Here is a 25,585-nt window from a genome sequence, read left to right as displayed (position 1 = left end):
GGGACGCCATCGCCTCCGGCCGCAGCCACCTCGAACTGGGGATCGAGTCCTGACTCCCGCCACCGTGGGATGCAGCCACGGCGGCGTTCGTGGCGCTCCCATCAGGGCGTGCCATGACGTAAGTCCTCCTGCCTGCGCGGATTCGGGGCATCCAGGTCGGCCGCCTGCGAGCTGCGCCCGTCTGGCCTTGTGTCGCCGATTCACTGACCGGCCGGCGCGGCGATCGCACACGGCGAACCCCGGCTGACTGATACACGGGTGACAAAGGCCGGGGGTCATGGGCGAGCCCGGCGTCATGATGATTCAGAGCGGGTACGCGCTCCGTCGCGGAGCTTGTCGCAGTCCACGCCGACGGCCGGCGCACCGCGTACGACGAGATCACGCCGTCCGCCTTCGTGGGCGGATCGCTGGCGGAGGATCGTCCCGCACCCTGGCCGGAACAGTTCCTCGAACCGCATCCCGCAGCGGGCTCGGTCATGGCCGTCGACGGGAGCCAGCTCGACGGGTTCGCGTGCTTCGTCCCCCGCGGAAACGGCTGGCTCCTCCTGGACAACCTTGTATGCGTGGCCGGGCTGGCCCGGTCGCGACACCGGGGAGCGCCTGCCGCGGCACGCGCTCGTCCGGGCCGTCGTCGAGTACTCCGGAGGGGACGCCGCAGTGAAGGTGCTCCGCGCCCCAGCGAGGCTGTCTCCTTCTGCGAGCGGCATGGCGCGGTTGCGCACCGACGGACGCATCTGCCGGTACTGGCAGGGCTTCGAGCTGCCCGAGCTCGACTACACCTCAGGCACTGCGTGCGACGCGGTTCGGGCCCCCGCACAGTCCGAGCGGTGCCCGGCAGCAGGCCACTCGCAGGGACCGCCAGGCCTTGTCGTCGAGGAAGTGCACGTCGTAACGGTTCTGCTCGAGCAGAAGACCCTCGAAGGCGTCCAGGCTGTGCTGGATGCGGCCGAACGCGCAGAAGGAGCCGAAGTGGTCGACGCCGAGCGTCAGTAGGGCGATCAGCAGGAGCCGGGAGGTGCCTCTGCCGCGAGGTGGCCGGTTGTGTGAGCCCCTCGCGGCCTGCCCGCCGCGCCGTGCGTCGCTCGTGGAAGCCCTCACGAAGGGCGCGCAGCACGTTGTCTCATTCGCACCGTACCCCTCTGACCGGTCGGGAGAATCTCGGATTGCAACAGGCGGTGATCGAACGTGCTGCCGGTGGGCGCTTGAATTCGCCCCCGACGTACGGCGGTTAACCGACCCCCCCAGCATGGTGAGAGGTACCACGATGACAACAAACCGCGTCAAGCGCTACGCAGCCCGCGCGCTGACGATGACGGCGGCGGCATGCGCAGTTGCGGTGGCAAGCACCCTTCCGGCGTCCGCTGCCGACCAGCCGACACGGCCGCAGCTCATGACGGACTGTGGCTCGGGCGAAGGCAAGTGCACGTTCAACTCGCCCAAGCTCGGGGAGGCATACCTGGGTGAGTTCCGTCAGGTGTCGAACTCACTGTTCAACTGCAGTACGTCCGACGCCACTCAGGCGATGACGTGGGACGACACGGTGGGATCCAGCGACTCGTTGGGCGTTTCCGTCACCGCCGGCGGCAAGATCGCGGGCATCGTGGACCTCAGCATAACGGCGAGTTACAGCCACAGTTGGTCGAGTACTCACTCGGAGAGCAGCTCGCTCAACATGACGGTGAAGCCCGGCGAGGTGGGCTGGATCTCACGTGCCCAGGTGATGCAGAAGGTCTCCGGTACCTGGCAGACCCACTACGACAGCCCCAAGTGGGGTCACTACTACTGGTTCTTCCAGGACACCATCACCAGCCCGGCCAAGAACGGCACCGACGGCAAGAGCAATGCCGTGGTGGTGAAGAGCCGGAAGATGACCGCCGCGGAGAAGCGTTCCTGCTCCGAGGGGTCCCTCAAGGGTCGTACGTTCGTCCAGGAACGCTGAGCAGCGACTCGCGTGTGACACCGGCCCCTTGTCCCCGCCCCGTGCGGGGGCAGGGGGCCGCAATCGCGGCCGCCGGGAACACCGCGGCATTGCGTCTGGGGACGGTCCGCCGCCAGGAATCAACTGCAGCCTTTCCGTTGACAATCGCCAGCCCATCGAAGGGAGGCGTACATCTGCGCAGCGGCGGCTCACTGGTCGCGCCGCGCTCGCGCCGCTCGGAACGAATCGGCCAGCATCCACACGGGCGGGAGTAGAAGGAGAATGACAACCGCAGTCCACAACCATGCGTGGTCACTCAGGTACGGGACGGCTGTGTCGCCGAGCCAGGGGAAGAGAGAGTCCCGTACTGGCCGGATGAATCCGGCCAGTGCGAGCACAACGACCGCCGCGACGGCCACGCCGGCGACAAAGGTTTTGATGCGTTTGGAGGTGGCGGCGACGGAGAGAAGGAAGACGCCCCCCAGCACTGCCGCGAGTCCAAGGACGCCGATCAGCGTGACCGTGCTGGTGGTGGCGATCGCGCCGGTGGCGGTGAGAAGCAGTCCAGCGGCCAATGGTTTGCCGCCGATGGCTTCGGGGCGGAGTACGTGATGTGTGAGGCGCAGGGATCTGCTGGCCGTGCCGAACAGTGGGCGAAGCGACTTCCACTGGGCAGTCCCGGCTTCGACGGCGTTTGAGGCCACTGCCGCGCTGTGCACGATGGTGCGGGTGAGTGGCTTGGTACCGCGCTCGTCGGCGAACGTCTCACTCGAGATCCGGCAGGCGCCGAGTAGGCCAGCGGCGCGGTCCGGCGGAACCCGTGCATGGCCCGGCGGGCCGTTGGTCGCCTCTTCGTATGCGGAGAGAAAGGCCACGGCGGTGTCGGCGGTCCCCAGCTTCCTGTCGAGCTCGGCTTGCCTTGCCACGCAGCGCAGTTCCTCTGCGGCGATGAGTCGCTGCAATCCGCTCGCCACCCACATGGAGGTGACGGGGAGGCTGGCCGGAAGGTCTGAGGGGCTGTCGGGGGCCGGAGCGAGGAAGGCCAGTTCAGCCGGCTTCCCGTCGGGGAAGGGAGTGAGCACGCCGACGGGGGGCTCGCTGCCCGCGATGTCCCGCAGGATTTCCTTAAGGGTCCTTCTGAAGGCGTCCCCTAGGTCGTTGGCGAGCCGCGCCAGCAGCCGCGGGGACAGCATCATGTGAACGAGCCAGCCAGCTCCGTCCAGGCGCCCCCACATCCAGTCGTTGGCGCGCCATGACCCCTTGTAGAAGGCGCCGAAGTGGTGAAGCTGTAGCCCGGTGAGCTTCTCTTCGGCCAGGCTGCGAGTATCGAGCAGGGTCCTGGTGTCGGCGCTCATTTGGAGTAGTTCTACCTCCTGCCGGGCAGCCGGTTCGTCTGGGTACATAACTTGTTGCGCTGCCTGAAGATCGAACAGTCGTTTGGCTACCCGGATCACGGTCTCGTCTGACAGCGAGGCCTCGGGGGCCACGCCGGTCAGGTAGACAAGGACTCCGGTGATGTCTGCGGCGCCCGCGCCGCCCGGTGGCAGGACTTGCAGGAGAAGTTCACGTGCCTCCAGGACGACACGAGCGAGAGCCCGCCACGCGTCCGCGAGGGCCATCTGCTCAGCTTCCGACGGCAGCTGGCTGGATACAGCATTCCGCCAGTCGGCCGACGCCACCAGCTGGGAGATCACGGTTGCCGAAAGCGTCATGTCGGCTGGCAGTGTCCTCGCGAGGACCGACCCGAGCTGTTCGCGCAGGTTTTCCGCCGGGTCTGCGGGCATCGCTTCGTGCACGGGCCTCATCACGTCGTGTACCTGCGCAATGAACGCTCCCAACAACCCGCGGGCGTCAGGCGGAGGGGCCGCCGCGAAGCCGCCGCGCACCAGCCTCAGCACGGTGGCCTTGGCCCCGTCGAGCGCCGGTCGACCAAACCGGGCCAGCGGGTTGAGGGGGTCGCCGCCCGTGAGATCTGCCCACGGCCTCCCGGTCATCGCCTCGGCAGCCGCAGCAGTGAGCGTGTCGAGGTCGCCGCCGAATCCGACAGGGCGGCCGTCCGCCGCGAGGCGGCCGCTCGCGGCTAGTTGGCGCAGTGTCTCGTTCGCGGCGGCACGGGCGAGTGTCTGGGTATGGACGGTGCGGTACTCGGTGTCGAGTCCCCCTGCGGCCAGATTCCCGTCCGGGCCAGCAAGAAGGGCCAGGCGGCTCTCGGCACGCTTCCGTGTGCGGGCGCGCTCGTTGTGTGCTGTGAGGGCGTTGAGTTCGGCGGTGATGGTTTGTGACTGGAGGGCGTTGAGGTCCGCGACGAGTGCGGGGCCGATGGCCGGGATGTCGTCCTGGCGGGGAAGCGGGGCCGTCGAGGGGTCCGCCAGACCAGGGGACGGCACCACGTATGCCAGGACCCTGCGCACTTCCTGGTCCGCGGGCCGCTCGAACACGGCCTGCAGCGCCGGGCCCAGCGGGCGGTTCGCCAGGAGTCCGCCGTCAGCGCAGAACTGAGTCCGGGTATCGGTGCTCATGTAGGGGGCCATGTCCGGATGGCCGTCCGTGCCTGGCTCGCCGACAGGCACGAAAGCCGGCTCGAACGCGCCGGGGAAGGACGCGCTGCTGCGGGCCGCGAGCGCGAGGGCGTCCACCGCAGCGTCGGCGTCGAGCTGCTGGGCATTGAAGGTGAACAGGCCCTGATGGGTGGTGTCGCGGATAGCCGTGCCGTAGTCGTCCCTGAACATGCTCTCCAGGCCGGCGAGGAGCGTGGTTGTGATGAAGACGCGCGTCGCACGCGTAGGGTCTTCCTGCGCGGCGTCCGGGGCGGCTGGAGCTCCGTTGACGATTCCCCCCAGCGCGTCGCGAAGGCCCTGGAGTAGAACATCGTCGCCGTGCAGCAGGGACGGTGGGGCCGGCTCGGAGGGATCACGCAGCAGGGCGCTCAGCGAGCCCTTGTCGAGCCAGAGGTTGCGCAGCCCGCCAATGTCCCGCTTCCGGACGTTTGCCAGTCCGAGGAAGGCTGCGTTGATGCCACCCGCACTGGTACCGGAAAGCACGTCGATGCTGACGTCCAGTCTCAGGAGGTCGAGAAGCTGCTGGTACTTCGCCCTTACCTGCTGGTCCGCGGGTGTGGTGGGTGCTTGCACTTCCGGCCTGCCCGCCCCGGCCAGGAGATTCATCTCCCGAGCGACGCCGCCCATCCACACCGCCAGGCTCACCCCGCCCGTGAAAGTGGCAGCCAGGCGCAGCTCGGACCGTTCGTGAGTGTTCGCACGCTGCTCGTTGGCCTCGTCCCTGCTCATACTCCCATGGGAGCCTTGACCAGCGGCGGTCGCACCTGGGGCGCCGCCATGTGGGCGGGAACCAGCCGTGAGCTGACTTCGCGGTCGTCGCACGGATCCATGCCGGGTGCGTCCAGGGTCTGGTCAGGCGCTGTGATATAGGCTGCCGGCGCAGGCATGGTCATCCTGCGCATCGAGGGCATGCTGCTCCAGCTGCGTTAGGTGCTCTACGCGTGTCACCTCTACGCGCATTCTGAGCGTCAACCCATGCCCTTGGCTGCGCCATCCCCGGTGCGGCAACTCCCTCAGAGCCCATGCTGGTCGAGCATCGCCATCAGGTTTCGCTTGCGCTTCTGGTCGGCGCGCAGCGTGGCCAGGTAGGAAGTGAACTCCGTCTCCGTGCCGAGCGAGAGGTGACAGGCGCGGGCGCTGAGCAGGAGCTCGGTCATGCGCTCGTAAGCGCCGTTGCCGGTCTGCTTGCGCAGCGGCTCGATCCAACGCAGGTAGACGGTCAGTGCGTCGGCAGGCCTCTGGGCGCGGATCCGGTCGGCAAGGGCGAGCCACTGCCGCTGGTCGGCGTACCCGTCGGCGGCGGCCTGCCATGCGGGGTCGAGGTCGCCGTCGTCCATGAGAGCGTCGACCAGCACGGAACCGCCGTACCAGCACTCTGTCTTGAGCCTGTCGGCCGACCGCAGCACCTTCCGTGCACGCGTGCGTTCGGATGCCTTCCAGGTTCCGGCCGTGCGGGCCGCCGTACGCAGCTCCTGGTACGCGGCCAGCGTGGGGCGGGCCCGCGGCAGGTCTCGGCGGATCGTGACCACGTCGGCAAGGCGGCCGGTCCGTGCATAGCGTTCGCAGACGAAGGCAACCAGTTCGCCGTCCGGGCCCCACTCCGACTCGGTCTCACGCACGCCGCGTTCGGCCCATTCCAGCGCCTCGGCGGAGCGGCCCGCCGTCTCCAGTTCCTTCGCGATCACCAGATGGGTGTGGCCGTTCGGGGCGAGGTCCGCCGCGTGGACGGCGATCAGCGCGTCCAAGCTGCCTCCGTCGGCCTTGAGGAGACGTTCCATCAGGTACTTCTCCGCCCACCCTTTGGGGTTGGCCCGCCAGGCGGCGACCACCAGTTCCCGGGTGTGGGCAAGGCCAGGCTCACCCAGTACCGCGTGGTAGTCGAAGAGGTCGATTTCGGTGGCGTCGTTCAGGCCGTCGAGAAGGTGGGTCACCAGCCAGTCGGCCGTCTGGACCGGGTCCGGACGGGCGGCCCGGCAGGCCTCCAGATGGGCTTCGGCCAGCCCGGCCGCCACGTCCCCGATCAGGCCGTCCGAGTCGTCGATCTCCCCGTACGTCCGGCCCAGGGCGGAGAGGGCCTCCCGCGCCACCTCCACCGCGTCCGCCGCCCGGCGGCTCGCCGTCAGCGCGCGCAAGGCGGTCACTGCCTCGGCGGCCTGCTGCCCGTAGGCTCCGGCGTCGGCGTACTCGACGTAGCCGTAGCGGGCGAAGGGGCGGGTGTCGAGCAGGCTCAGGATCCGTTCTCGGACGATGCCGGTGTCCTTCCCGGCGGTTGCCGCTCGCAGTTCCAGGCGGCGGCGCAGATCACGGTCGTCGGCCAAGTGCTCCTGCAGCAGCGCGAGGAGCTCCTCACGGGTCCGGGACGCCAGCCAAGCGGCCAGCACACGGGTGCGGCCGGTGGCGGACGCCCGCTGCCGTGGCACCGACTCCGCCTGTCCGAGGACTGCCAGGCCGACTGCCACGCAGTGCTTGCAGAAGTTGCCCCCCTGCCCGTACGGGCAGTCGCACCAAGTGGTGGCCGACGGCCGCTACCCGGACTTCCTCTGTCGCAGTTCCAGCGCCGCCGCCGCTTCGCGACGGGGGCGTGAAGCGACATCTACGGGCGAACCGGCGCCTTGGCCCGACTGGTCCTGCCAGCCACGGATTGTGTTCACTACGTCCGCCAACCGAATGTCGCCGGGCTTCACGTCGATGGAGAACAGGGCCTCGTCCGTCCAGCGGCCTTCGTCCCCGCCCCAGCGGACGACACCGTCGAGCTCGGCGAGGATGTCCCGGATCACCAGCTGCTGCTGGGGGAAGAACCCGCCACGTGCACCAGCCGGGTAGTGATCGGGCCGAATCTGCACCGCCGTCCCGGACGCCTGGTTGGACTCCGGCAGTCCCTTCCTCACGGTCCCCGGGGAGCGCCAGCCGACCACGTCGCCTCTGCGCAGTTCACCTATCTCGTAGTGGAAACGGCGGATGAGATGGACGAGAACGGTTTCCACCTCACCCATGCGTACCGTCACCCCCTCCAGCGGAGTGCCCGGCACGGGGCGGGTGTAGATGGTGCCGTGGTCGTCCGCCACCTTCTCCATCTCCCATCCGTTCTTGGACGGGATGCCGGTCAGCACGCGGTCCCTGCGCTGCCGTGCCCTCTGCGTTGCCTTGCGGACTCCGTCTGGATCAGCGTGCTTGACCGCCGCGTGTCCGGGCGTGGCGAGCAAGGACGATCCGATGGCGGCCCCGGCGGTGATGAAGGTGGCACGACGCAGAACGGCGCGTCGCGACAGGGGGGTTGTCATCTCTTTTCCTCCTGGCGTTGTGCGATGGCGAGTCCGGTGAGTACTGCTGCGCACACGCTCAGCACAGCCACCTTCGGATTGAGGTATGTGGGGATGAACACAGCAAGAACGGGGCAGCGGCGTCGTGGGGCGCGTACGGGCCATCTCCCAGTACCTGGGGGCTCTTGTCACCGGTTGCGGGAGATCGAGTTGTACTTCTCCATCACGTAGTAAAGCCCCAGCCGCTTCTTGGCCTCGGTGAACGCGGGCTCGGCAGGGCCCTGGTAGCGGCGCAGGACGTCGTAGATCTCGGAGTCGGTGTACTCCAGGTTGCGAGCCCTCATCGCAGGTGATTTGTCGTCCCCGCCGGGCTTGCCGTCGATGTCCCACATGTGGATCACGCTGACGCTGGTGAGGGCGAACTCCTCGTCATCATGCGCCTTTTTCCAGATTGAGTACTTGTCGTCGTCCTTGGACGCGTCAAGGATCGGCCGGCCTGTGACGTATCCCTTGCTGAGGCAGTGGTTCCAGGCCCCGACGAGTGTCTGGGCGCGCTGTTTCGCGATTCCCGTGGACGTGTCCCGGATGTATATGCCTGTCGTCTTGTACGCGAGGATCACGGCCTCCCAGGCCAACTCGTCTTCCGGAGTGATGTGCCGCATCTCCCAGTACGCCGACGTCTGGATCAGGGCCTTGCGCATGGCGTGTGCGTGGGACAGTTCGGTGATGACGTCATCGTGATCCAGGACGGTGCTCTGGAAGCACTTCCAGTGCTGATAAGACCGCGTACCGCCGTCGGACGGGTAGCCGAGGGATTCCATGTACCTTCCGACGTCGTCCATCATCGCCTTGGTCACCGAGGAGTTGAGGCGGGTGTCGGGTTTGACACCGCGGGGCTTGTCGAACGAGTTCTGCCCGATGTCGCGGCCGGAGGCGACGTTGTTGTCGATCTCAATCCATCCGTCGCCGGAGCCGACGGTGCGCGTGACGATCTGGTCGTAGGCCCAGTCGGCGGGCAGCGGGTATCCGAAGTTTCCGGAGAAGCCGGAGGACATGTCAGAGACGAAGGAAGCTGAGGAGTGTCCGGCTCTCGACACACGGGTGCACACGTTGCGTGGACCGTACACACCTATCTGGAACCGGCCGCCGTCGTCGGTGATCGCGTCCTGGATGCCCTTGAAATGCGGCAGGACGCTGGTGGTGACGTCGTCGTCCACGGCGTCGAAGTCGACGGCGAAGAAGATCCGGGTGCCTGACTGGAATCCGTGGTCGAGCGCGGCGTTGACGGCGGCCTGTCCTGCTGTCCGTCCGGCGATGTAGTTGAAGCCGCCGGCGTCGCGACCGTAGGTCTGATAGATCGGGAAGCACCTCAGTCCGTTGTCGGCGAGGGTCTGGAGTTCGCCGGGCTGGATGGCCTTTTCCGGCAGCGAGGTGGTGCTGGGGTTGGTGAGGTAGCGGCCCACGTACGTGATGCCATCGGCCTTCAGCGCCGCCGCCCGGGCGGCGGTGATGTTCGTGACGCCGTCGCAGGCCTGCCCCTTGCGGGACTGGTCTCCGTACGAAACCAGGAGCGAGGCCCAGGTCGGGAAGTCGCCCATACCCGTGACCGGGAGCTTGGCGAACGACTGGAAGGAGGCGACGGCGTCGGCGAGAGTGGAGTCGAACGAGCTGGAGAAGGCCGCGGGCCGCTGGTTGAGGACCATTCCCGCGCTGAACAGGGAAACCCACGTCCCTTGCGATCCCGCGGATACAGAGCGGGACCGGAGTCCCGCCTGCGTGGCGGAGCCGAAGACGCCGTTCGCCGTCCCGTCCGCCATCCCCAGTTCGTACTGGATCGCGTAGAGCATGGACCGGGACACGTCGCGCGAGTTGTGGCCGTCGCACGGGATGATGAAGAAGTCCTGCCGGTTCACATGGCGGCTGTTCAGCCAGCGCTGGACGATGCGGATCATGTCGGAACCGGAGTTGACGGTGACATAGGCGTCCATGTTCAGCAAGGCCTTGAAGACCTTCGGTGTCACGTCGCTGCCGGGAAGGGCCCCCTCGACCCCCATGTCGGCCTTCAGTTTGGATATCCCCGCCTCGACCCGCGTGTTGTACTTCCCGTCGATGCCGCCGCCGTCATATCCCTTGCAGTACATGGCGGCTTGGACGATGCGGCAGAAGTCCTGCGACGGCACAGTGGAGGCGTTGAGGCTGGGGTACTTGGCTGCCAGGGTGGCCAAGGTGGTGGGACCAAAGCTGTTCGACAGCGTCGGGATCCTCAGCTCTACCTGGAGGGCGCGGGTGAGGGCGTACATCGTGTTCCAGCCCACGCGCCCGTCCTCGTCCACGGTCATCCCGATGCGATCGCCATACGTGGTGTTCACGAAACGCTGTGCGCGCATGACCATTTCGTCTGCCATCAGAACTCCTCTTTCCATCGCCACCAGGTCACAAGCGGGGCGGTGACGATGTCACCGGCACTTCACCTTGCTGCCGTGGTCGCTGAGCAGATCGTTGCGGATCCACCCCTCGAAGCCGGTGCTCACATTCCGCGCGTACGTCCAGTTCCAGTCGTCGTCGGCCAGAGGATTGGCGAAGCAGTGGTAGTCGAGGGCCTGGCCCTGGTAGGTGACGCCCTTGACGGGGCACCCCGTGCTGGCACCGGACCGCATGTTCACGGCCCCGCCAGCGGTGGCGTACCACCCGCCACCATCGAGGTCTTCGGGCACACCTCCGCACCCGGCGAACGCGGTAGCAGGTGCGGAATCGGCGAGGGCCTGGGGGGCGGCGACCGTGCACAGGGCCGTACTCGACAGGAACAGCGCGACGACGCGCATACGCATGGATGGCCTCCGGTCCGTGAGGTGAGGAAGACCTCACGCTGAAGTGCCGCCGATTGTCCGTCAACAGAGCGCGGCGAACGACCAGCTCGGGAACGGACAATCCCCGTTGTCCGCGGACAACGGGGATCGGAGAGAGCGGAAGACACGGGCCCGGTGCTCAGCGCGCGGTCGATGCTCAGCCGGCCCCGCGCGATGTGGCGGCCGGTGGAGTCACCTGGCGACCACCAGCGAGCGGACGGGCCCCCCGATGCGCCGCCAGACCGTGCCCTGCAGTTCCCAGACGGCCGTGCCCTGCCGGTCCAGCTGGTACAAGCGGTCCCCGCGGGCTCCGAACCCCGCTCCGGCCTCACCGATCCGCGCCCAGGCTCCTTGCCGGTAGCGCCACAGTCCACCGTCGGCCTCGTTGGTGGCGTACAGATCCGTAGGGCCCGCGTAGAGGGCGCCGGCAGGTCCGCCGACCGCGCTCCAGACACCTGCTTCGCCGCTCCAGCGGAACACCGCGCTGCGCTCGGGGTTGAGGCCGTACAAGTGGTCGTCGCTCACCACGAAGTCGGCGCCGGCGCCCCCGGCGTATGTCCAGACAATGCCTTTCCCCCCGTATGCGAAGAGCCGGCCGTCGACGGGGTCGGTGGCGAACAGTCCCGCACCGCCGCCGTAGAGGCGCCCTGCCGGTCCACCGACCTGGGTCCAGGTCGCGCGCTGCTTGTCCCACCGGTGGACGGCACTGTGGTCCTGTGCCAGCCGGTACAGGTACGGGCCGCTGATCGCGAAGCTGGCGGCGCGTCCGCTGACGGTCTGCCAGCGGCCGGGCGCGCCGCTGTATCCGCGCAGCTCGCCCGTCTCCGGGTCAGTGGCGAACACCCCGGCCGGACCGGCGTAGAGCTCTTTCGCCGGGCCGCCGATCGTCGACCACTGCGAGCCTGCTCCGCTCCACTCGACGACCGAGGCGCCCTCGGCCGCTATGGCGTAGACGCCGCTGCCCTCGAGGGCGGCCACCTCGACGGGTCCGGAGGGGGCTACCTCGGCGGGCTCGGAGGGGGCTACCTCGGGGACTCCGGCGCTCGGCGAGGCGGAGGCGGGGCCGGCGGAACCATTGGCGGGGGTGCGGAGGGGTGACAGGCTTCCCGGCGCTGGCGGCCGGGTTACGGGCGGGGCACTCGTCGCGTGTTCTTGCGGGACTGCTCCCGGCACGGGAGTCGGAGGAGACCCGGCCGCGGCGGGAGGGGACGGCTGCAGGGGCGGCTCCAGCGAGGTGGCCGTCACCCCGCAGGCCAGTATGACGGCGGCGAACAGCAGTATGTGGCGCAGCCGCCGCGTGCCGTGCGCGGTGCGGTGGATGGTGCGGAGCGCGGCACGGACCGGCAGGCCCCGGCCCTCCCGGCGTTCCAGGACATGGGATGCCTGGACCAGCTCCTTGCTGCGGGTGGTAACCGGTTGTGGTTCCCGGGCTTCTTGGACCATGTCGCGCAGGCGGTCGGGGTACCGGGGCCGCCGGAGTACCACTTCGGCGCCGATCCGGGCCGCTGCCTCTCCGGTGTCGCGAGAGGCGGGACGGCGCGGCACCCACAGGACGAGCGCCGAACCCGGCGCGTGCGCGCCATGGGGCTCCTCATGGTGGGGTCCCATGGTGTGCGGCGCCCCGATGTGCGGTTCCTTGGTGTGCGGATGCCCGTCGTCGGAGGGCCGGTCCTCGAGCAGTGGCTCCTGCGCCGCGGCAGGCCGTCCGCCCGTCCGCTCGAGAGCGTCGTCCAGTTCCTTCTGGAGTCTGTTCGTCAGCCCGAGCAGGGTGCGTACCGCCTCTTCCGACTGGGCGAGTTCGGCGTTGGCCCGCTGCTGGGCCCTGCGAAGCACCTCCCACGTCTCCGGTGCAGGCGCCCTGCTGGCGTCCGGGAGGGCTCTGCCTTCCTCTGCCGCGCAGGCCGCAGCATGCAACTTCCTCGCCCGGCTCCAGAGTTCGGCGCGGCTCCTGTCATCGCGTGCCCGGCCCGATATCACCCGCTTCAAAAGGTCCAATGGGATGATTTTCACCCCCGAGCGGTAGTCACTCCAGCTGGTCTTGCCGGCCCCGTACGACCTTGCCAGCTCACGGACCGTACGCCCTTCCGTCATGGTCCGCAGGAATACCGCCAGCGCATTTGCCTGGGCGGTTTCACCTCTGGGGTCCCCTTGCAGACGTCCCGCCCTGCCCATCCGAAAACTCCTCAGCCTCCGCGGGCACCGTCCTTTCGCCCGCCTTGTCCAGTGCGATGCCCCAGGAGACCAGGTGGTACGGCGGCCTTTCCAGCACTTGTCGGACAACATGGCCAGCCGATGGCGAGATTCCACAGGTGAGACCGGCGTCGGAGTGTTCTCTGTGCGCCGGATAACGTCTCATTGTCCGCAGCTGAACTGCGTCTCCATCATCAGACAGTTGCCCGTGTCCCCGATGTCCTGGTGGCGTTCCGGGTCGGTCTCCACCGCGGCCAGGGTGATCCTCGAAACACTGATCTCGAGGGTCTGAGAGACGGACATGTCGTGCGCGTGAAGCACTATCCCGCCGAGTTCAAGGCGGACGCGGTCGCCCTGTACCGGTTCGCGCCCGGGGCGACAATCAAATCTCGGCGTCAACACGGAGACGCTGCGGGACTGGATACTGGCTGCGGGGACGGCCGCCGCTCCGGCTCCCACGCGCATCTGCCGCGGTCCCGGAGCCGCGGACAACGGTGGCGACTGAACTCCCTGCCGCGCGCAAGAGGATCCGCGAGCCGGAGGAGGAACGCGCCATCTGCGGACGGTGGCCCGCTATTTCGCCTCGGGAGACGGGCTGGTGACCCGCTTCCAGTTCGTTGTCGACCACCAGCGTCGCCACGGCGTGAAGCGGCTGTGCACCATCCTGGGCATCGCCCGCCTCACGCAAGCCATCGGCGTCACGGGGTTCCGGCTGCGGCGCAGGCACCGCACCACCATCGCGGACGCTGCCAAGGACCCGGACCTGATGGGCCCCAACTTCACCGCGAACACGCCGAACGCACAAGTACGTCCCGGCGACATCGCCTACCTCGCCGTTGGCGACGGGAGGTTCCGCTACCTCGCGCCCGCGATCGACCCCGCCTCGCACCGCCTGGCCGGCTGGGCTCTGGCCGACCACATGCACACCGAGCTCGTTATCGACGCGCTTCATGCTGCCAAGCGGACCCACGGCAGCCTGAACGGCGCCATTCTGCACACCGACCACGGCGCGCAACCCGGAGCAGGGCGTCCGCCGCCACTCCGCCTCGGACACCGCTCACCTACGACCAGCTCTTCAACGAACCGTCAACTACGATGTCGCGAGCCGCATAGACCCGTGTCCAGGACTTGGGGTCAGGGTCCGATGTGACACAGCTTCTCACCGAGAACCGCAAGGCTCCGTGTACGCACCGCCGTCCCACGAAAGCCGCCCGGATGCGGGAGGCACGGGGGCAACGCGGGGTTCCCGGTGCCGGGGTACGCGACTCACCGCGGCCGGACGGCCGACTGGGCCGGCCGGCTCACCTCGCGCGAGCGCGCGTTCCTCGACGCGAGCGCCGCCGCGGACAGGCGGCGGGGGCCAGCATGCGCGGGCGGGGAGAGAGGACAGTCCTTCCGAATGTCCGCTTCCCCGCCCATGCTTGGAAGGTAGGACGAGCTCAGACGTTGCGCCATTTCTGCCAGGCACTGCCATTGCAGTCCCAAAGATAGACACGCTGAATGCTCCAGTCCTTCTGCCCGGGGTCGGCGTCGAGGCATTTCCCGTTCCAGGCACTCTTTATCTCACCAGCGCTGGTCCAGATCCACTGCTGGTTCCTCGGTTGGTGCTCCCACTCCAGCCAGCGGTATCGGGTAATGCGGCTGCCGTTGGTGTTCTCCGGCACTGCGTCGATGACCTTTCCGTCGTAGACCGACGTGAAGACCCTCCGGTCACCGTACGTTCCCTGGTACCAGCGCTGCCCTCCGCTGTTGTTGCAGTTCGTCAGATAGACGGTGCCTCCGTTCCAGGGTTCCGACCCGTCCCAGTCCAGGCATTTACCGGAGTAGCGGTTGGCTATGTTGGACCAGCCGGTGGCCGCGGCGCTTTCCTTGGTCTTTTCTTGCGCACTGTTCGCGGAAGCCGAACCGATCGGGATGAGTGCGACTACAGTTGCGGCGCAAGCCGCGAGAGCTGCTTTGTTCCTCACTGTTTTCCTCTTCTCTCCATGGCTGACCGACGCCGACCCCAGCGGTTCGGTACCGGCGGGCGCCCCCTACGTATCCGTCACTGCTGTGTGCTGTGTCCTGCCGCGTCACGCCGTGGACGCGACAGGGCCCGGGCGCGGACGGTGGCGTCACTGGACCTCCGTACCCCTGTCGGGCGGGGCCGTTGGCGGTCCCACACTCCGGCGCCGTGGATTGTCCTGCAACAAGGAGGCGAGAAAGCCCAGTTCAGCTGCGGACAATACCCATTGTCCGCGGACGGGGCCCGGGGTACAGGCCGGTGGCCGCGAGCTGCCGCGCTCAGCCCAACGGCCGGGGCGCGGACCCGGGCGCCGCCGGGGCGTCGACGGCCGGGGCCTCCAACGGGACCGATCCGGACAGCAGGTTGATGTCCGACCGCCTGTGGGCGGGTCCAGGGATATATCGCCCAACTCGCGGTCGTAGGCGACGGACTGGTCCTGGCTCCGGAACTGGTGCAGGATGCCAACGATCTGCGCTGGTTCCGGCCGATGAACAATGCCGTGGTCCACGCCGCCCTCCAGGCGCAGGCCGATGCGTCCGTGAGCCGGGTGCTGCGGTCCGGGAGGTGAAGGCGGCCTCGCGTGAGGCTGTGGGAAGGGTGCGCAGCTTCTGGAAGCTGCGTAGAGGAACGCGTTCGGGGACGACAACGAGCTTCTCTGGGGAGGGCGCGAGATCCGCATCGGAGATCGTCTCCCGTACGGAGGGCGGTCACCAGATAGGTCTCGCCGTGGAGTTCGAGCAGGTAATTGCCGCCGTCCCGGTACGGGCATGGCTGCTGGTACCGGGTCCGGCCGCTGGACAGGCAGATGGGTAGGAGTCCGCCTCCCCGGCGCCCCTCGGTGCAGTCGGCTGCTGTCGAAGGCGCTCAGCGGGCTGCGGGCCGTGAAGCCGCGGGCGCCGGGGACCGGAGCGGTTGGCTATCGCTTGGGGAAGCTGCCGATGGGGTTGGTGATCTCGCCGTGTCCTTCGAAGGTGAAGATCGGGTCACCGGCTGCCGCCGGGCTGGCATCGAACGTGCCGGCGAAGGCGTCTGCCGCGGGGGCGGGGCGAAGCAGCGGCCGTCCTCATCCTGGAGCGGGCGGAGCACGCCGCCGCCCGCAGCCACACGCCCCGAGCCCTCCTGGCCGGGTGCGCGTCCACGACCGACGCCCACCACCCCACCGCTCCCCACCCCGACGGCCGCGGGCTCAAGCAAGCCATGCGGGCCGCTCTGGCCGACGCGGCACTCACCCCCCGCAACGTGGACCACGTCAACGCCCACGGCAGCTCCACTGTCCTCAACGACGCCGTCGAAGCGCAGGCGATCAGCACCGTGCTGCCCGACGGCCCGTTCGGCACCTCCACCAAGGGCGCCCTCGGCCACTCCCTCGGAGCCACCGGCGCGGTCGATGCAGCCTTGACCGTACTGAGCCTCCAGCACGGACTGATCCCGCCTACCGCCAACCTTGAGAGCCTCGACCCGGCCTTCGACCTCAACCTCGTCGTCAAAGTCGCCGCGAACGAACACCTGGGCGTGGCACTGAGCAACTCCGTCGGTTTTGGCGGCCACAACGTCGTCCTGGCCTTCCGTACCCCCTGACGGCGCCCGCCGGTCACCTGAAGTCCCTGGACAGCCGTACGACGGCCGACGGACCACGCGTCCGCGACGGCTTGGCCCCGGCTGTCTTCACAAGATCAGAAAGGCATGCTCATGGAACGGTCAGCAACCGACGCAACCGACGGTGCGGCAACCGAAGCGGGACGAACGGGCGAGGAGAACCCGGAAGCAGCAGCAGCGGTCCCCGTCGCGGGACGAGACGTCCCCAACGCCCCCGGACACCGCAGGCTGCTGGGCCACCTTCCGCTCATGCGGCACGGAATGCTGCCCATGCTCCGCGAACTGGGCGAGGCCGGCCCCGTGGTGAAGCTGCAGCTCGGCCCCGGAACCAAATACGTGATCAGCGACGGGGAGCTGGCCCACGAAATCCTGGCTGACAAGACCAGCGCATTCGGCCGCGAACGGATGGCCCGAGGCTTTCGTCCCGTCACAGGTGACGGCCTGTTCACCCTCGACGGGACCGCACACCGCGAGCGCCGCAAGATCGTCACTCCCGCCTTCACCCGCACCCCCCTCACCGCCACCACGCCCCTGATCTGCCAGGTCACCTCGGACTTCGCCAAACGCCTGCCGCCGCGTACCGTACTCGAGCTCGACCACGAGATGCTCAAACTCAGCGTCGACATCGCGGTCCGCTGCCTGTTCCGCTCCGAAGCACCCGTCGACACCGTCTCCTGGCTGGCCACCAAGGCATTCACGCTGTCGAGGGGAATCCTGCTGCGGATGACGGCGCCCCTCTGGCTGCCTCCCGTGCGCACGCCCAGCGGCTTGCGGGCGACACGCACCCTGCGAGAAGTCGCCGAGACCCTGTCCGCACGGCACGTCCCAGCCGGCTGCGGAAACGATGTCTTGAGCCTCTTGGACGAAGCCGCCTGCCCCGTCCAGGGCGAACCGAACATCACCCGGACCGCGGTCATCGATGAACTGATCACCTTCCTGGCCGCCAACAGCGACGCCACCGCCATGACACTCGCGTGGGCCTGGCACGAACTGGCCCGCAACCGTGACCTGGAACAAGCCGTGCAAAGCGAGGCCGATGCCCTGTTCAACAGCGGTCGGCCCCTGCCCGACAAGGTCGTCGAACACCTTCCCCTCACCAGCCGGGTCATCAAAGAGGTGATGCGCCTCTACCCCATCCCCGTCGTCGCGCGTAACACCGTCCGTGAGGTGACCGTCGGCGGATTCCGCCTTCCGCCCCGAGCGGAGGTCCTGCTCAACCTCTACGGAATTCACCGCGACCCCGCTATCTACCCGCGCCCCGACACCTTCGACCCCCACCGCTGGACGGGCGACGAAGCGCTCACGACCCGCGGCAACGCCTACCTCCCCTTCAGCGCCGGTGCGCACCGCTGCGTCGGTGCCCCCTTCGCCGCCATCAGCGCACCCGTAGCCCTGGCAGCCCTGGCGGCACGGTTCGAACTGAGGCCGGCCCACCCCGACCGTCCGGTGAAAGCCGTGGCGGGCGTGGTCACCCGGCCGAAGAGGCTCCTCATGACGGCGACACCACGAGCTGGCTTCAACGCCCAGCAGCGAGTCTCGGATTCGGCCATGGTGCAGGGCCTGCAGGACACATGCTGATGGCGTCGAGCAGAGACCGGCGTGCCCTCGGCCCGTCCGGCCGGATCAGCCGGACATGCCGAGGACGTTGTCGGGGCCGAAACACGGCGCACCGCACCCTGGACGAGCGAGCAGGAATCCCGCTGCTGACGGGTTGATCCGCGACGTTCCATGGCTGGACTGCAGTGGTTCACTCCTGGCAACGCTTACCAGCGAGAATGCGTGGCTATTTCGGCGCGAGACGTTGAATTGTCTGTCTCATGCCTGGCATCGACAGTTCCGGCTGATGTCCCGGTGCCGTGCGAGTGTCCGGGGCTCAAACCGGTCTAATGGGGTGTCGGAGAAATCAGCCTCCGGTCAGCATGAGTCCTGAAAGACCTGGGGAGAGCTGACCGAACATGCGAATCGTTGTAGGCTCCGAAGACCGCCCTTGACCTGTGTGAAGCAGGCAGGGAGCAGACAATTCGGGAGCTTCTTCATGTTTCGCACCATGTTCAAGTCCAAGATCCACCGGGCCACGGTCACCCAGGCCGACCTGCACTACGTCGGGTCCGTGACCATCGACGCCGATCTGCTGGACGCGGCCGATCTGTTGCCCGGGGAGCTCGTCCACATCGTGGACATCACCAACGGGGCCCGGCTGGAGACCTACGTCATCGAGGGGGAGCGCGGGTCCGGGGTCATCGGGATCAACGGCGCCGCCGCCCATCTGGTGCACCCCGGGGACCTGGTCATCCTCATCAGCTACGCGCAGGTCGAGGACGCCGAGGCCCGGGTGTTGAAGCCCCGCGTCGTGCACGTCGACGCGGACAATCGGATCGTGGAGCTGGGCGCGGACGCCTCCGCCCCGGTGCCCGGTACGGATCAGGAGCGCAGCCCCCACGCGGTGGCTGTCTGAGGGGAGTCGGGGACCATGGCGCAGAGCCCGAGCACGGCGATCGAGTTTCAGGACGAGCGGAAGGCCGGCAGGCTGCTGGCCGTCGAGAGCGGGGCGGTGGTCGGCTTCATCGCCTACTTCGTGCTCGCCGAGTCGCCGCACGCCCTGGTGGCGGTGCACACCGTCGTCGAACCGGGCCACGAGGGCCGCGGCATCGCCGGGGCGCTGGTGAAGACCTTCTACGGGATCGCCGCCGCCGAGGGGGTGCCCGTGGTTCCGCTCTGCCCGTACGCGGCGAGCTGGGCCGCCAAGCACCCCGACCAGGCGCCCGAGGCCCCGGCCGAGGTCGTGGCGGCGGCCAAGGCGCAGCTGGACGGCGATTCCGACCTGTGGTGACGGGACCCGGACTCACCCTGCTGCACACCTCGCCCGTGCACGTCCCCGTCTTCGACGCGCTGCGGGACCGGAACCACCCGGGGGCCGTACTGCGCCACCTGGTGGCTCCGGAGCTGCTGGACCGGGCCCGCGCCGAGGGGCCGCAGGCGGTGGCCCCGGCCCTGCTGCGGCTGCTCGCCGAGGCCGGGCCGCCGGGCCCGGTCCTGGTCACCTGCTCGACCATCGGGGCGACCGCGGAGTCCCTGGCTCCGGAGCTCGGCGCCCCGGTGCTGCGCGTGGACCGGCCGATGGCCGCCGCGGCGGTGCGCACCGGTCCGGGGATCGTCGTACTCGCGGCCCTGGAGTCGACCTTCGCGCCGACCGGGGAGCTGCTGGCCGAGGAGGCCGGCGACCGGCCGGTGTCGATCCGTACGCACCTGGTCGCCGGGGCCTGGGAGCGCTTCGAGGCGGGGGACGGCGCCGGGTACCTGGCCCGCGTCGCCGCGGCCGCCGACGCCGTCACCGGCGCCGACGTCATCGTGCTGGCCCAGGCCTCCATGGCGGGAGCCACGGAGGAGGCCACGACCCGGATCCCGGTCCTGTCCAGCCCGGCTCCGGGCCTGGCCGCCGGGCTGCGGCTGAGCGGGCGTACCGGCCCGGATCGGGGGAAGGTGTGACACATGTGGCGAAACATCGAACCGACGCAGCCGCCGGTCCCCGAACCTGACCCGGTCCCGGCACCCAACCCGTTCCCGGATCCCGAGCCCGTCCCGCGCCCCGTACCGCCCGTACCCGGGCCGGTGCCCGAGCCCGACCCGATCCCCGCGCCGCCGGGACCCGCGCCGATTCCGCAGCCCGGGCCCCTCAGCTAGCGCAGGTCAGCCCGTCTGGACCTCGGAGCGGTCACCGCTCCAGAGGGTGTGGAACGAGCCCGCGCGGTCGGTGCGACGGTAGGTGTGTGCCCCGAAGAAGTCGCGCTGTCCCTGGGTGAGGGCCGCGGGCAGCCGCTCCGTGCGCAGGGCGTCGTAGTACGCCAGCGAAGCCGCGAAGGCGGGCACCGGGATGCCCTGCCGGACCGCCGCCACCAGCACGGAGCGCCAGCCGTCCTGGGCCGCCGCGATCTCCTCGGCGAAGTGCGCGTCCGCCAGCAGGCTCGGCAGTGCGGGCTGAGCGTCGTACGCGGCCAGGATCCGGTCCAGGAACGCCGCCCGGATGATGCAGCCGCCGCGCCACAGCGAGGCCACCGCGCCCAGGTCCACGCCCCAGCCGTACTCCTCGCTGCCGGCCCGGATCTGGTGGAAGCCCTGGGTGTACGAGACGATCTTCGATGCGTACAGCGCCTGCTCCACCTGAGCGGCGAACGCGTCCGCCTCCTGCGGGGAGAGCGCGGCGGCCGTCGGGCCCGCGAGTCCGACTGCGGCCTTGCGCAGGTCGGCGTGGCCGGAGACGGCACGGGCGAAGACGGCCTCCGCGATCCCCGACACCGGAACGCCGAGGTCCAGGGCGATCTGCACGGTCCAGCGGCCGGTGCCCTTCTGCTCGGCGGCGTCGGCCACCACGTCCACGAACGGGCGGCCCGTCGCGGCGTCCGTGTGCGCGAGCACCTCCGCCGTGATCTCGATCAGGTACGAGTCCAGGCGCCCCCGGTTCCAGGTCCGGAAGGTCTCCGCGATCTTCGCGGGGGAGTAGCCCGCGACCTCGCGCAGCAGGTGGTAGGCCTCGGCGATGAGCTGCATGTCGGCGTACTCGATGCCGTTGTGCACCATCTTGACGAAGTGTCCGGCGCCGTCGGGGCCCATGTGGGAGGTGCACGGCGTGCCGTCGGCGGCCTTCGCGGCGATCTTCTCCAGCAGCGGGCCGAGCGACGCGTACGACTCCTCCGAGCCGCCGGGCATGATGCTCGGGCCGAGCAGCGCGCCCTCCTCGCCGCCCGAGATGCCCACGCCCACGAAGTGGATGCCCTGCTCGCGCAGCTCCTTCTCGCGGCGCCGGGTGTCCTGGAAGTGCGCGTTGCCGCCGTCGATGATGACGTCGCCCTCCTCCAGGAGCGGGGCGAACTCGTGGATCACGGCATCGGTCGGCTCCCCGGCCTTCACCATGATGACGATGCGGCGGGGGCGCTCCAGCGCATCGACGAACTCCTTCGCGGACTCGGCCGCCACGAAGGCGCCCTCGTCCCCGAACTCCTCCACCAGCGCCCTGGTCTTCGCGGCGGTGCGGTTGTGGACGGCCACGGTGAAACCGTTGCGGGCGAAGTTCCGGGCGAGGTTGCTGCCCATCACCGCGAGCCCGGTGACGCCGATCTGGGCTGTGCTCGTGCTCATGCGTGCGCTCCTGCGTGCTTCGGTGTGCGGGGATGACCGACGCTACATCCAGGCGGGTGTCCAGCGGCGTCACGCAAGCCGAGTTAACGTCAAATTCCCCTGGAGAGCGCCCTGTTGCGCCCCTTGTCATGCTCTGATCGGGACGTTAAGTTGTGCGGTTCCTGATGTCTTCGATGGGGGCTCCCATGGGTGTACGGGGCCGGCACCGCCGGTATCAGCCGAGCAGCATCAACCGGGCCTCGCTCGCCGTCACCGCCGGTGGCGCCGGGATCGCGCTCCCGCTCATCGGCGCCGGAGCCGCGCACGCCGCCTCCGTGGACACCTGGAACAAGGTCGCCGCCTGTGAGTCGACGAACAACTGGCGGATCAACACCGGCAACGGCTATTACGGCGGCCTCCAGTTCAGCCAGAGCACCTGGCGGGCCTTCGGCGGCACCGCCTATGCCCCCCGTGCCGACCTGGCCACCAAGGACCAGCAGATCGCGGTCGCCGAGAAGGTCCTGAAGGGCCAGGGGCCGCAGGCCTGGCCCCAGTGCGGCAAGCAGGCCGGGCTCAGCCGCAGCGGCCCGGCGCCGGCCGTAGTGCCACAGGCGCAGGCACAGAAGCAGACGCAGATTCAGCCGCAGCAGACCAAGGCGGCCACTGGGCAGCAGGGCAGCACGCCCCGCCCGACCGGGACCTCCGTCCTGCCGAACCCGTACGTGGTCGCGCCCGGCGACTCGCTCTCGGCCATCGCCACCGACCAGCACGTCGAGGGCGGCTGGCAGGCGCTGTACGAGACCAACCGCGCCACCGTGGGCGGCAACCCGAACCTGATCTTCCCGGGCCAGCGGCTCACCCTGCGGATCACCGCGGCGCCGCCCGCGCAGAACCCGGAGAAGCCGCCGCGCACGGCCGAGCCCGTCAAGCCCGTGGAGCCGGCGGCGAAGAAGCCCGCAGCCGAACCGGCCGCCAAACCCGCGGAGAAACCGGCCGAAAGGCAGGCGGAAAAGCCTGCCGCCAAACCCGCCGAGAAGCCGGCGCAGCAGCCTGCCTCAGCGCAGCAGAAGCCCCCCTCGGGCGGCTTCTCCGCCCCCGTCGACGCCTCCCTCGGCACCGCCTACCGCGTCGCGGGTTCCTCCTGGTCCAGCGGCTACCACACGGGCGTCGACTTCCCGGTGGCGACCGGAACCTCCGTCAAGTCCGTCGGTCCCGGACAGGTCGTCTCCGCGGGCTGGGCCGGTGCGTACGGCTACCAGGTCGTCATCAAGCACACCGACGGCCGGTTCTCCCAGTACGCCCACCTGTCGGCGCTCGGCATCAAGGCCGGCCAGCAGGTCTCCGGAGGCCAGCGGATCGGCCGTTCCGGCTCGACCGGCAACTCCAGCGGTCCGCACCTGCACTTCGAGATGCGCACGGGACCCGGCTACGGCACCGACATCGACCCGTTGAAGTACCTCCGCGCCCACGGAGTCGACATCTGACCCCCGTACCCGCGAGGGCACGGCGGTGAGCAGGATCAGTCCGCCCGCCGCGACCAGGGCGCTGGCCAGGGCCGCCGCCGTGCCGGCCGCCCCGTACCGGAAGCCCTCGTCGAAGAGGGAGATGCCGACCGTCGCCGCGACCACGGGATTGATCACGGTCACCGTGGCCAGCGGCGCGGTCAGCCCGGCACCCCGGTAGGCCGCCTGCGACAGCAGGAGCCCGAAGGAGGCGAGCAGCGCTACCGCCGCGACATCGGGCCACAGGGAGTCCGGCGAGCCTTGCGTGAAGCTCTCCGCCACGGACTTGGTGAACACCGAGGCCATGCCGAAGGCCGTACCGGCCGCCGCGGCCATCAGCACGCTGCGCAGCACCGCCCGGTGCATCCGGTGCGACGCCAGGAACAGCGCCGTCACGCCGGCCGCGGTCACGATGAGCAGCAGGCTCCGTTCGCCGTCCGCGAGGGGCTGCTCCGCCCGCCCGTCCCCGCCGGTCAGGGCCAGCAGACCGGCCAGGCCGAGGGTGGCCAGTACCGCCCCGCGCCAGGCTGCCGCGCCCGCCCGGCGGCGTACGAACACGGCCGCCATCGGGAGGGCGAAGACGATGGTGAGCGCGCCGAGCGGCTGGACCAGACTCAGCGGTCCGTACGCGAGGGCCACCACGTGCAGCAGGGCGCCGAGGCCGTTCAGCCCCACCGCGACCCACCAAACGCCCCGCCGCAGCGGTGCGTACGGTCGGTCCGGCGTGCTCGCCGCGACCCGTTCCTGGACGATCGCGCCACCCGCGTACGCCAGGGCGGACACGAGACAGAGCAGGACCGACAGCGCCAGTGCACTCATGAACTCCACAATGCCCGACCTGACTTCGCTATTCCTCCGCCCACAGGGGGTCACGAGTCATACTCCTGGCGTAGTACAGGAGTACTCGAGCCGACGCTCCCGGGACAGCGATCCGGATGCGGAAAGTGGTGGAACGATCGCGGTGAGTGAGGTCCGCGGCGCCGGGTTTGGTTCGGGGCGTGTCCGATCCGTACAGTTCCTCTTTTGAGGACTTCCGCAGCAGGCGGATGCGGACGAATGATCAAGGAACAGCAGCGGCCATGACGGTGACCGAAGAAAGCCACGACCACGGGCAGGCCTACGGGCCGGGCATCGACCCCGAGCGACTGGCTCTCTGCCTCAGCGTGCTCGACGAGCTGGACAAGCTCGACGTCGACCACCCCGACGCGATCACCGTACGCCGTGCCACCGCCGGTCTCTACCGCACGGTCAAGCAGCGCCGCCGCCAGGAGCGCCGCGCCGCCAAGACCGCCAACGACAAGGCCGTCACCGAGGCCACCGCCACCGGCTCGGCCGAGCGCATCGACGACGAGACCGAGGGCCTCCTGCCCTCCTCGGTCACGGAGGCCGGCCGGATCGCCGGGATACTCCAGCGCCCGCGCTCCTGCTACATCTGCAAGACGCGGTACGTCGAGGTCGACTACTTCTATCACCAGCTCTGCCCGAAGTGCGCCGCCGAGAACCGGGCCAGGCGGGAGGCCCGCGCCGACCTCACCGGCAAGCGCGCGCTGCTCACCGGTGGCCGGGCCAAGATCGGCATGTACATCGCGCTGCGGCTGCTGCGCGACGGCGCCCACACCACGATCACCACCCGCTTCCCCAAGGACGCCATCCGCCGCTTCAAGGCGATGGAGGACTCCGCGGACTGGATGCACCGCCTGGAGGTCGTCGGCATAGACCTGCGCGACCCGGCCCAGTCCGTGGCCCTCGCCGAGCAGGTGGCCGGAGCCGGTCCGCTCGACATCCTGATCAACAACGCGACGCAGACCGTGCGCCGCCTGCCCAGCGCCTACGCGGCGCTGGTCGAGGGGGAGGGCGCCCCGCTGCCCGCCGGTGAGCTCCCCGCCCACCACGTCATCGGCGCCTTCAACTCCGGAGCGGTCGACGGCCTGGCGGCGCTGCCCGTCGGCGTGAGCGGGCTCGAGGCGCAGAAGGTCGCCGACCTCGCCCTGGTGGCGGGCAACGCCAGCCTGGAGCGGCACCTCGCCGGAACCGCCATCGATGCGGGCGGCCTGCTGCCCGACGTCGTCGACAGCAACACCTGGGTGCAGACCATCGACCAGATCTCCCCGGTCGAGCTGCTCGAGACCCAGCTGTGTAACTACACGTCGCCCTTCATCCTGATCAGCGCGCTCCGGCCGGCCATGGCCGAGGCCGCCCGGAAGGCGTCCAGCGGGCGTGCGTACGTCGTGAACGTCTCCGCGATGGAGGGCGTCTTCAGCCGTGGCTACAAGGGTGCGGGCCACCCGAACACCAATGCCGCCAAGGCCGCGATGAACATGGTGACCCGGACCAGCGGCCAGGAGATGTTCCAGACCGACCGCATCCTGATGACCTCGGTCGACACCGGCTGGATCACCGACGAGCGGCCGCACTTCGACAAGCTGCGCCTCGCCGAGGAGGGCTTCCACGCCCCCCTCGACCTGATCGACGGCGCGGCCCGGGTCTACGACCCCGTCGTCCGCGGCGAGGCGGGCGAGGACCTGTTCGGCGTCTTCCTGAAGGACTACGCGCCCGCGAACTGGTAGGACCCGGCTCCGGCCCCGCCCGCGACCCCTT

General features: G+C 69.3%; 18 protein-coding genes and 2 pseudogenes. 9 read left to right on the top strand and 11 right to left on the bottom strand.

The features are described 5' to 3' along the window. Window positions 1-780: 780 nt before the first annotated feature. Entirely contained in the window at window positions 781-1,098 is a 318-nt protein-coding gene (locus OHA89_RS06550) for a hypothetical protein (RefSeq protein ID WP_406365640.1), read from the bottom strand. A 166-nt stretch (window positions 1,099-1,264) separates the two neighbouring features. Between OHA89_RS06550 and OHA89_RS06545 the strand changes: the two genes are divergently transcribed. Further along, on the top strand, window positions 1,265-1,939 hold the full coding sequence (locus OHA89_RS06545) for a hypothetical protein (RefSeq protein ID WP_266613470.1): 675 nt from the start codon (window positions 1,265-1,267) through the stop codon (window positions 1,937-1,939). Window positions 1,940-2,127: 188 nt separating this feature from the next. On the opposite strand, the gene OHA89_RS06540 is transcribed toward OHA89_RS06545, so the two are convergent. From OHA89_RS06540 to OHA89_RS06510, 7 genes and pseudogenes are all read right to left on the bottom strand, one after another. After that, window positions 2,128-5,205 carry a patatin-like protein gene (locus OHA89_RS06540; RefSeq protein ID WP_406365638.1) on the bottom strand — a complete coding sequence of 1,026 codons (3,078 nt, stop codon included), beginning with the start codon at window positions 5,203-5,205 and terminating at the stop codon, window positions 2,128-2,130. Window positions 5,206-5,489: 284 nt separating this feature from the next. Continuing rightward, a pseudogene (locus OHA89_RS06535) lies at window positions 5,490-6,986 on the bottom strand (SWIM zinc finger domain-containing protein); the annotation flags it as partial. Window positions 6,987-7,001: 15 nt separating this feature from the next. Next, window positions 7,002-7,757, bottom strand: a complete 756-nt coding sequence (locus OHA89_RS06530) for a hypothetical protein (protein WP_266613465.1) — start codon at window positions 7,755-7,757, stop codon at window positions 7,002-7,004. Window positions 7,758-7,924: 167 nt separating this feature from the next. Continuing rightward, window positions 7,925-10,141: a glycoside hydrolase domain-containing protein gene (locus OHA89_RS06525; protein WP_266613463.1), complete on the bottom strand. Its 2,217-nt coding sequence runs from the start codon at window positions 10,139-10,141 to the stop codon at window positions 7,925-7,927. Window positions 10,142-10,192: 51 nt separating this feature from the next. Beyond that, on the bottom strand, window positions 10,193-10,564 hold the full coding sequence (locus tag OHA89_RS06520) for an SH3 domain-containing protein (protein ID WP_266613461.1): 372 nt from the start codon (window positions 10,562-10,564) through the stop codon (window positions 10,193-10,195). 210 nt (window positions 10,565-10,774) lie between these two features. Continuing rightward, window positions 10,775-12,415, bottom strand: a complete 1,641-nt coding sequence (locus OHA89_RS06515) for a hypothetical protein (protein ID WP_406365635.1) — start codon at window positions 12,413-12,415, stop codon at window positions 10,775-10,777. 519 nt (window positions 12,416-12,934) lie between these two features. Next, window positions 12,935-13,075, bottom strand: a complete 141-nt coding sequence (locus tag OHA89_RS06510; protein WP_266613458.1) for a hypothetical protein — start codon at window positions 13,073-13,075, stop codon at window positions 12,935-12,937. 295 nt (window positions 13,076-13,370) lie between these two features. On the opposite strand from OHA89_RS06510, the gene OHA89_RS06505 reads away from it, so the two are divergent. Next, the gene (locus OHA89_RS06505; protein ID WP_406365633.1) at window positions 13,371-13,922 is read left to right on the top strand and encodes a DDE-type integrase/transposase/recombinase; all 552 of its coding nucleotides are present in this window, start codon (window positions 13,371-13,373) and stop codon (window positions 13,920-13,922) included. Window positions 13,923-14,211: 289 nt separating this feature from the next. On the opposite strand, the gene OHA89_RS06500 is transcribed toward OHA89_RS06505, so the two are convergent. After that, a complete protein-coding gene (locus OHA89_RS06500) occupies window positions 14,212-14,739 on the bottom strand; it encodes an RICIN domain-containing protein (protein ID WP_406365631.1) in 528 nt (175 codons plus the stop codon). Between the two features lie 1,028 nt (window positions 14,740-15,767). Here OHA89_RS06500 and OHA89_RS06495 point away from each other — a divergent pair. The 5 genes from OHA89_RS06495 (at window position 15,768) to OHA89_RS06475 (ending at window position 19,859) form a co-directional block, all read left to right on the top strand. Further along, window positions 15,768-16,355: a hypothetical protein gene (locus OHA89_RS06495; protein WP_406368412.1), complete on the top strand. Its 588-nt coding sequence runs from the start codon at window positions 15,768-15,770 to the stop codon at window positions 16,353-16,355. A gap of 111 nt (window positions 16,356-16,466) precedes the next feature. Continuing rightward, window positions 16,467-17,951: a cytochrome P450 gene (locus OHA89_RS06490; protein WP_266613454.1), complete on the top strand. Its 1,485-nt coding sequence runs from the start codon at window positions 16,467-16,469 to the stop codon at window positions 17,949-17,951. A 457-nt stretch (window positions 17,952-18,408) separates the two neighbouring features. Continuing rightward, window positions 18,409-18,828 carry an aspartate 1-decarboxylase gene (gene panD, locus OHA89_RS06485; RefSeq protein WP_215149296.1) on the top strand — a complete coding sequence of 140 codons (420 nt, stop codon included), beginning with the start codon at window positions 18,409-18,411 and terminating at the stop codon, window positions 18,826-18,828. A gap of 15 nt (window positions 18,829-18,843) precedes the next feature. Further along, window positions 18,844-19,203, top strand: a complete 360-nt coding sequence (locus OHA89_RS06480) for a GNAT family N-acetyltransferase (RefSeq protein ID WP_266613453.1) — start codon at window positions 18,844-18,846, stop codon at window positions 19,201-19,203. Then, window positions 19,200-19,859 (top strand): arylsulfatase, encoded by a 660-nt coding sequence (locus tag OHA89_RS06475; protein WP_406365628.1) that lies wholly within the window; start codon window positions 19,200-19,202, stop codon window positions 19,857-19,859. The genes OHA89_RS06480 and OHA89_RS06475 overlap by 4 nt, the downstream gene beginning before the upstream one ends. Before the next feature lie 201 nt (window positions 19,860-20,060). On the opposite strand, the gene gndA is transcribed toward OHA89_RS06475, so the two are convergent. Next, window positions 20,061-21,506, bottom strand: coding sequence for an NADP-dependent phosphogluconate dehydrogenase (gene gndA / locus OHA89_RS06470; protein ID WP_266613451.1), 1,446 nt, complete (start codon window positions 21,504-21,506; stop codon window positions 20,061-20,063). 185 nt (window positions 21,507-21,691) lie between these two features. Between gndA and OHA89_RS06465 the strand changes: the two genes are divergently transcribed. Then, window positions 21,692-22,969, top strand: a complete 1,278-nt coding sequence (locus tag OHA89_RS06465; protein ID WP_406365626.1) for a transglycosylase family protein — start codon at window positions 21,692-21,694, stop codon at window positions 22,967-22,969. Between the two features lie 24 nt (window positions 22,970-22,993). Here the strand turns inward: OHA89_RS06465 and OHA89_RS06460 are convergent. Next, window positions 22,994-23,806: pseudogene (locus tag OHA89_RS06460) on the bottom strand (DMT family transporter); the annotation flags it as partial. Between the two features lie 260 nt (window positions 23,807-24,066). Here OHA89_RS06460 and OHA89_RS06455 point away from each other — a divergent pair. Next, on the top strand, window positions 24,067-25,554 hold the full coding sequence (locus tag OHA89_RS06455) for an SDR family NAD(P)-dependent oxidoreductase (protein ID WP_266613449.1): 1,488 nt from the start codon (window positions 24,067-24,069) through the stop codon (window positions 25,552-25,554). The last annotated feature ends 31 nt before the right edge of the window (window positions 25,555-25,585 follow it).

Origin of the sequence: Streptomyces sp. NBC_01546 (genome assembly GCF_045208355.1) — a bacterium.
Lineage (GTDB): Bacteria > Actinomycetota > Actinomycetes > Streptomycetales > Streptomycetaceae > Streptomyces.
The sequence above is the reverse complement of the archived record's forward strand: the minus strand, read 5'-3'. Positions and strand labels throughout refer to the sequence as shown.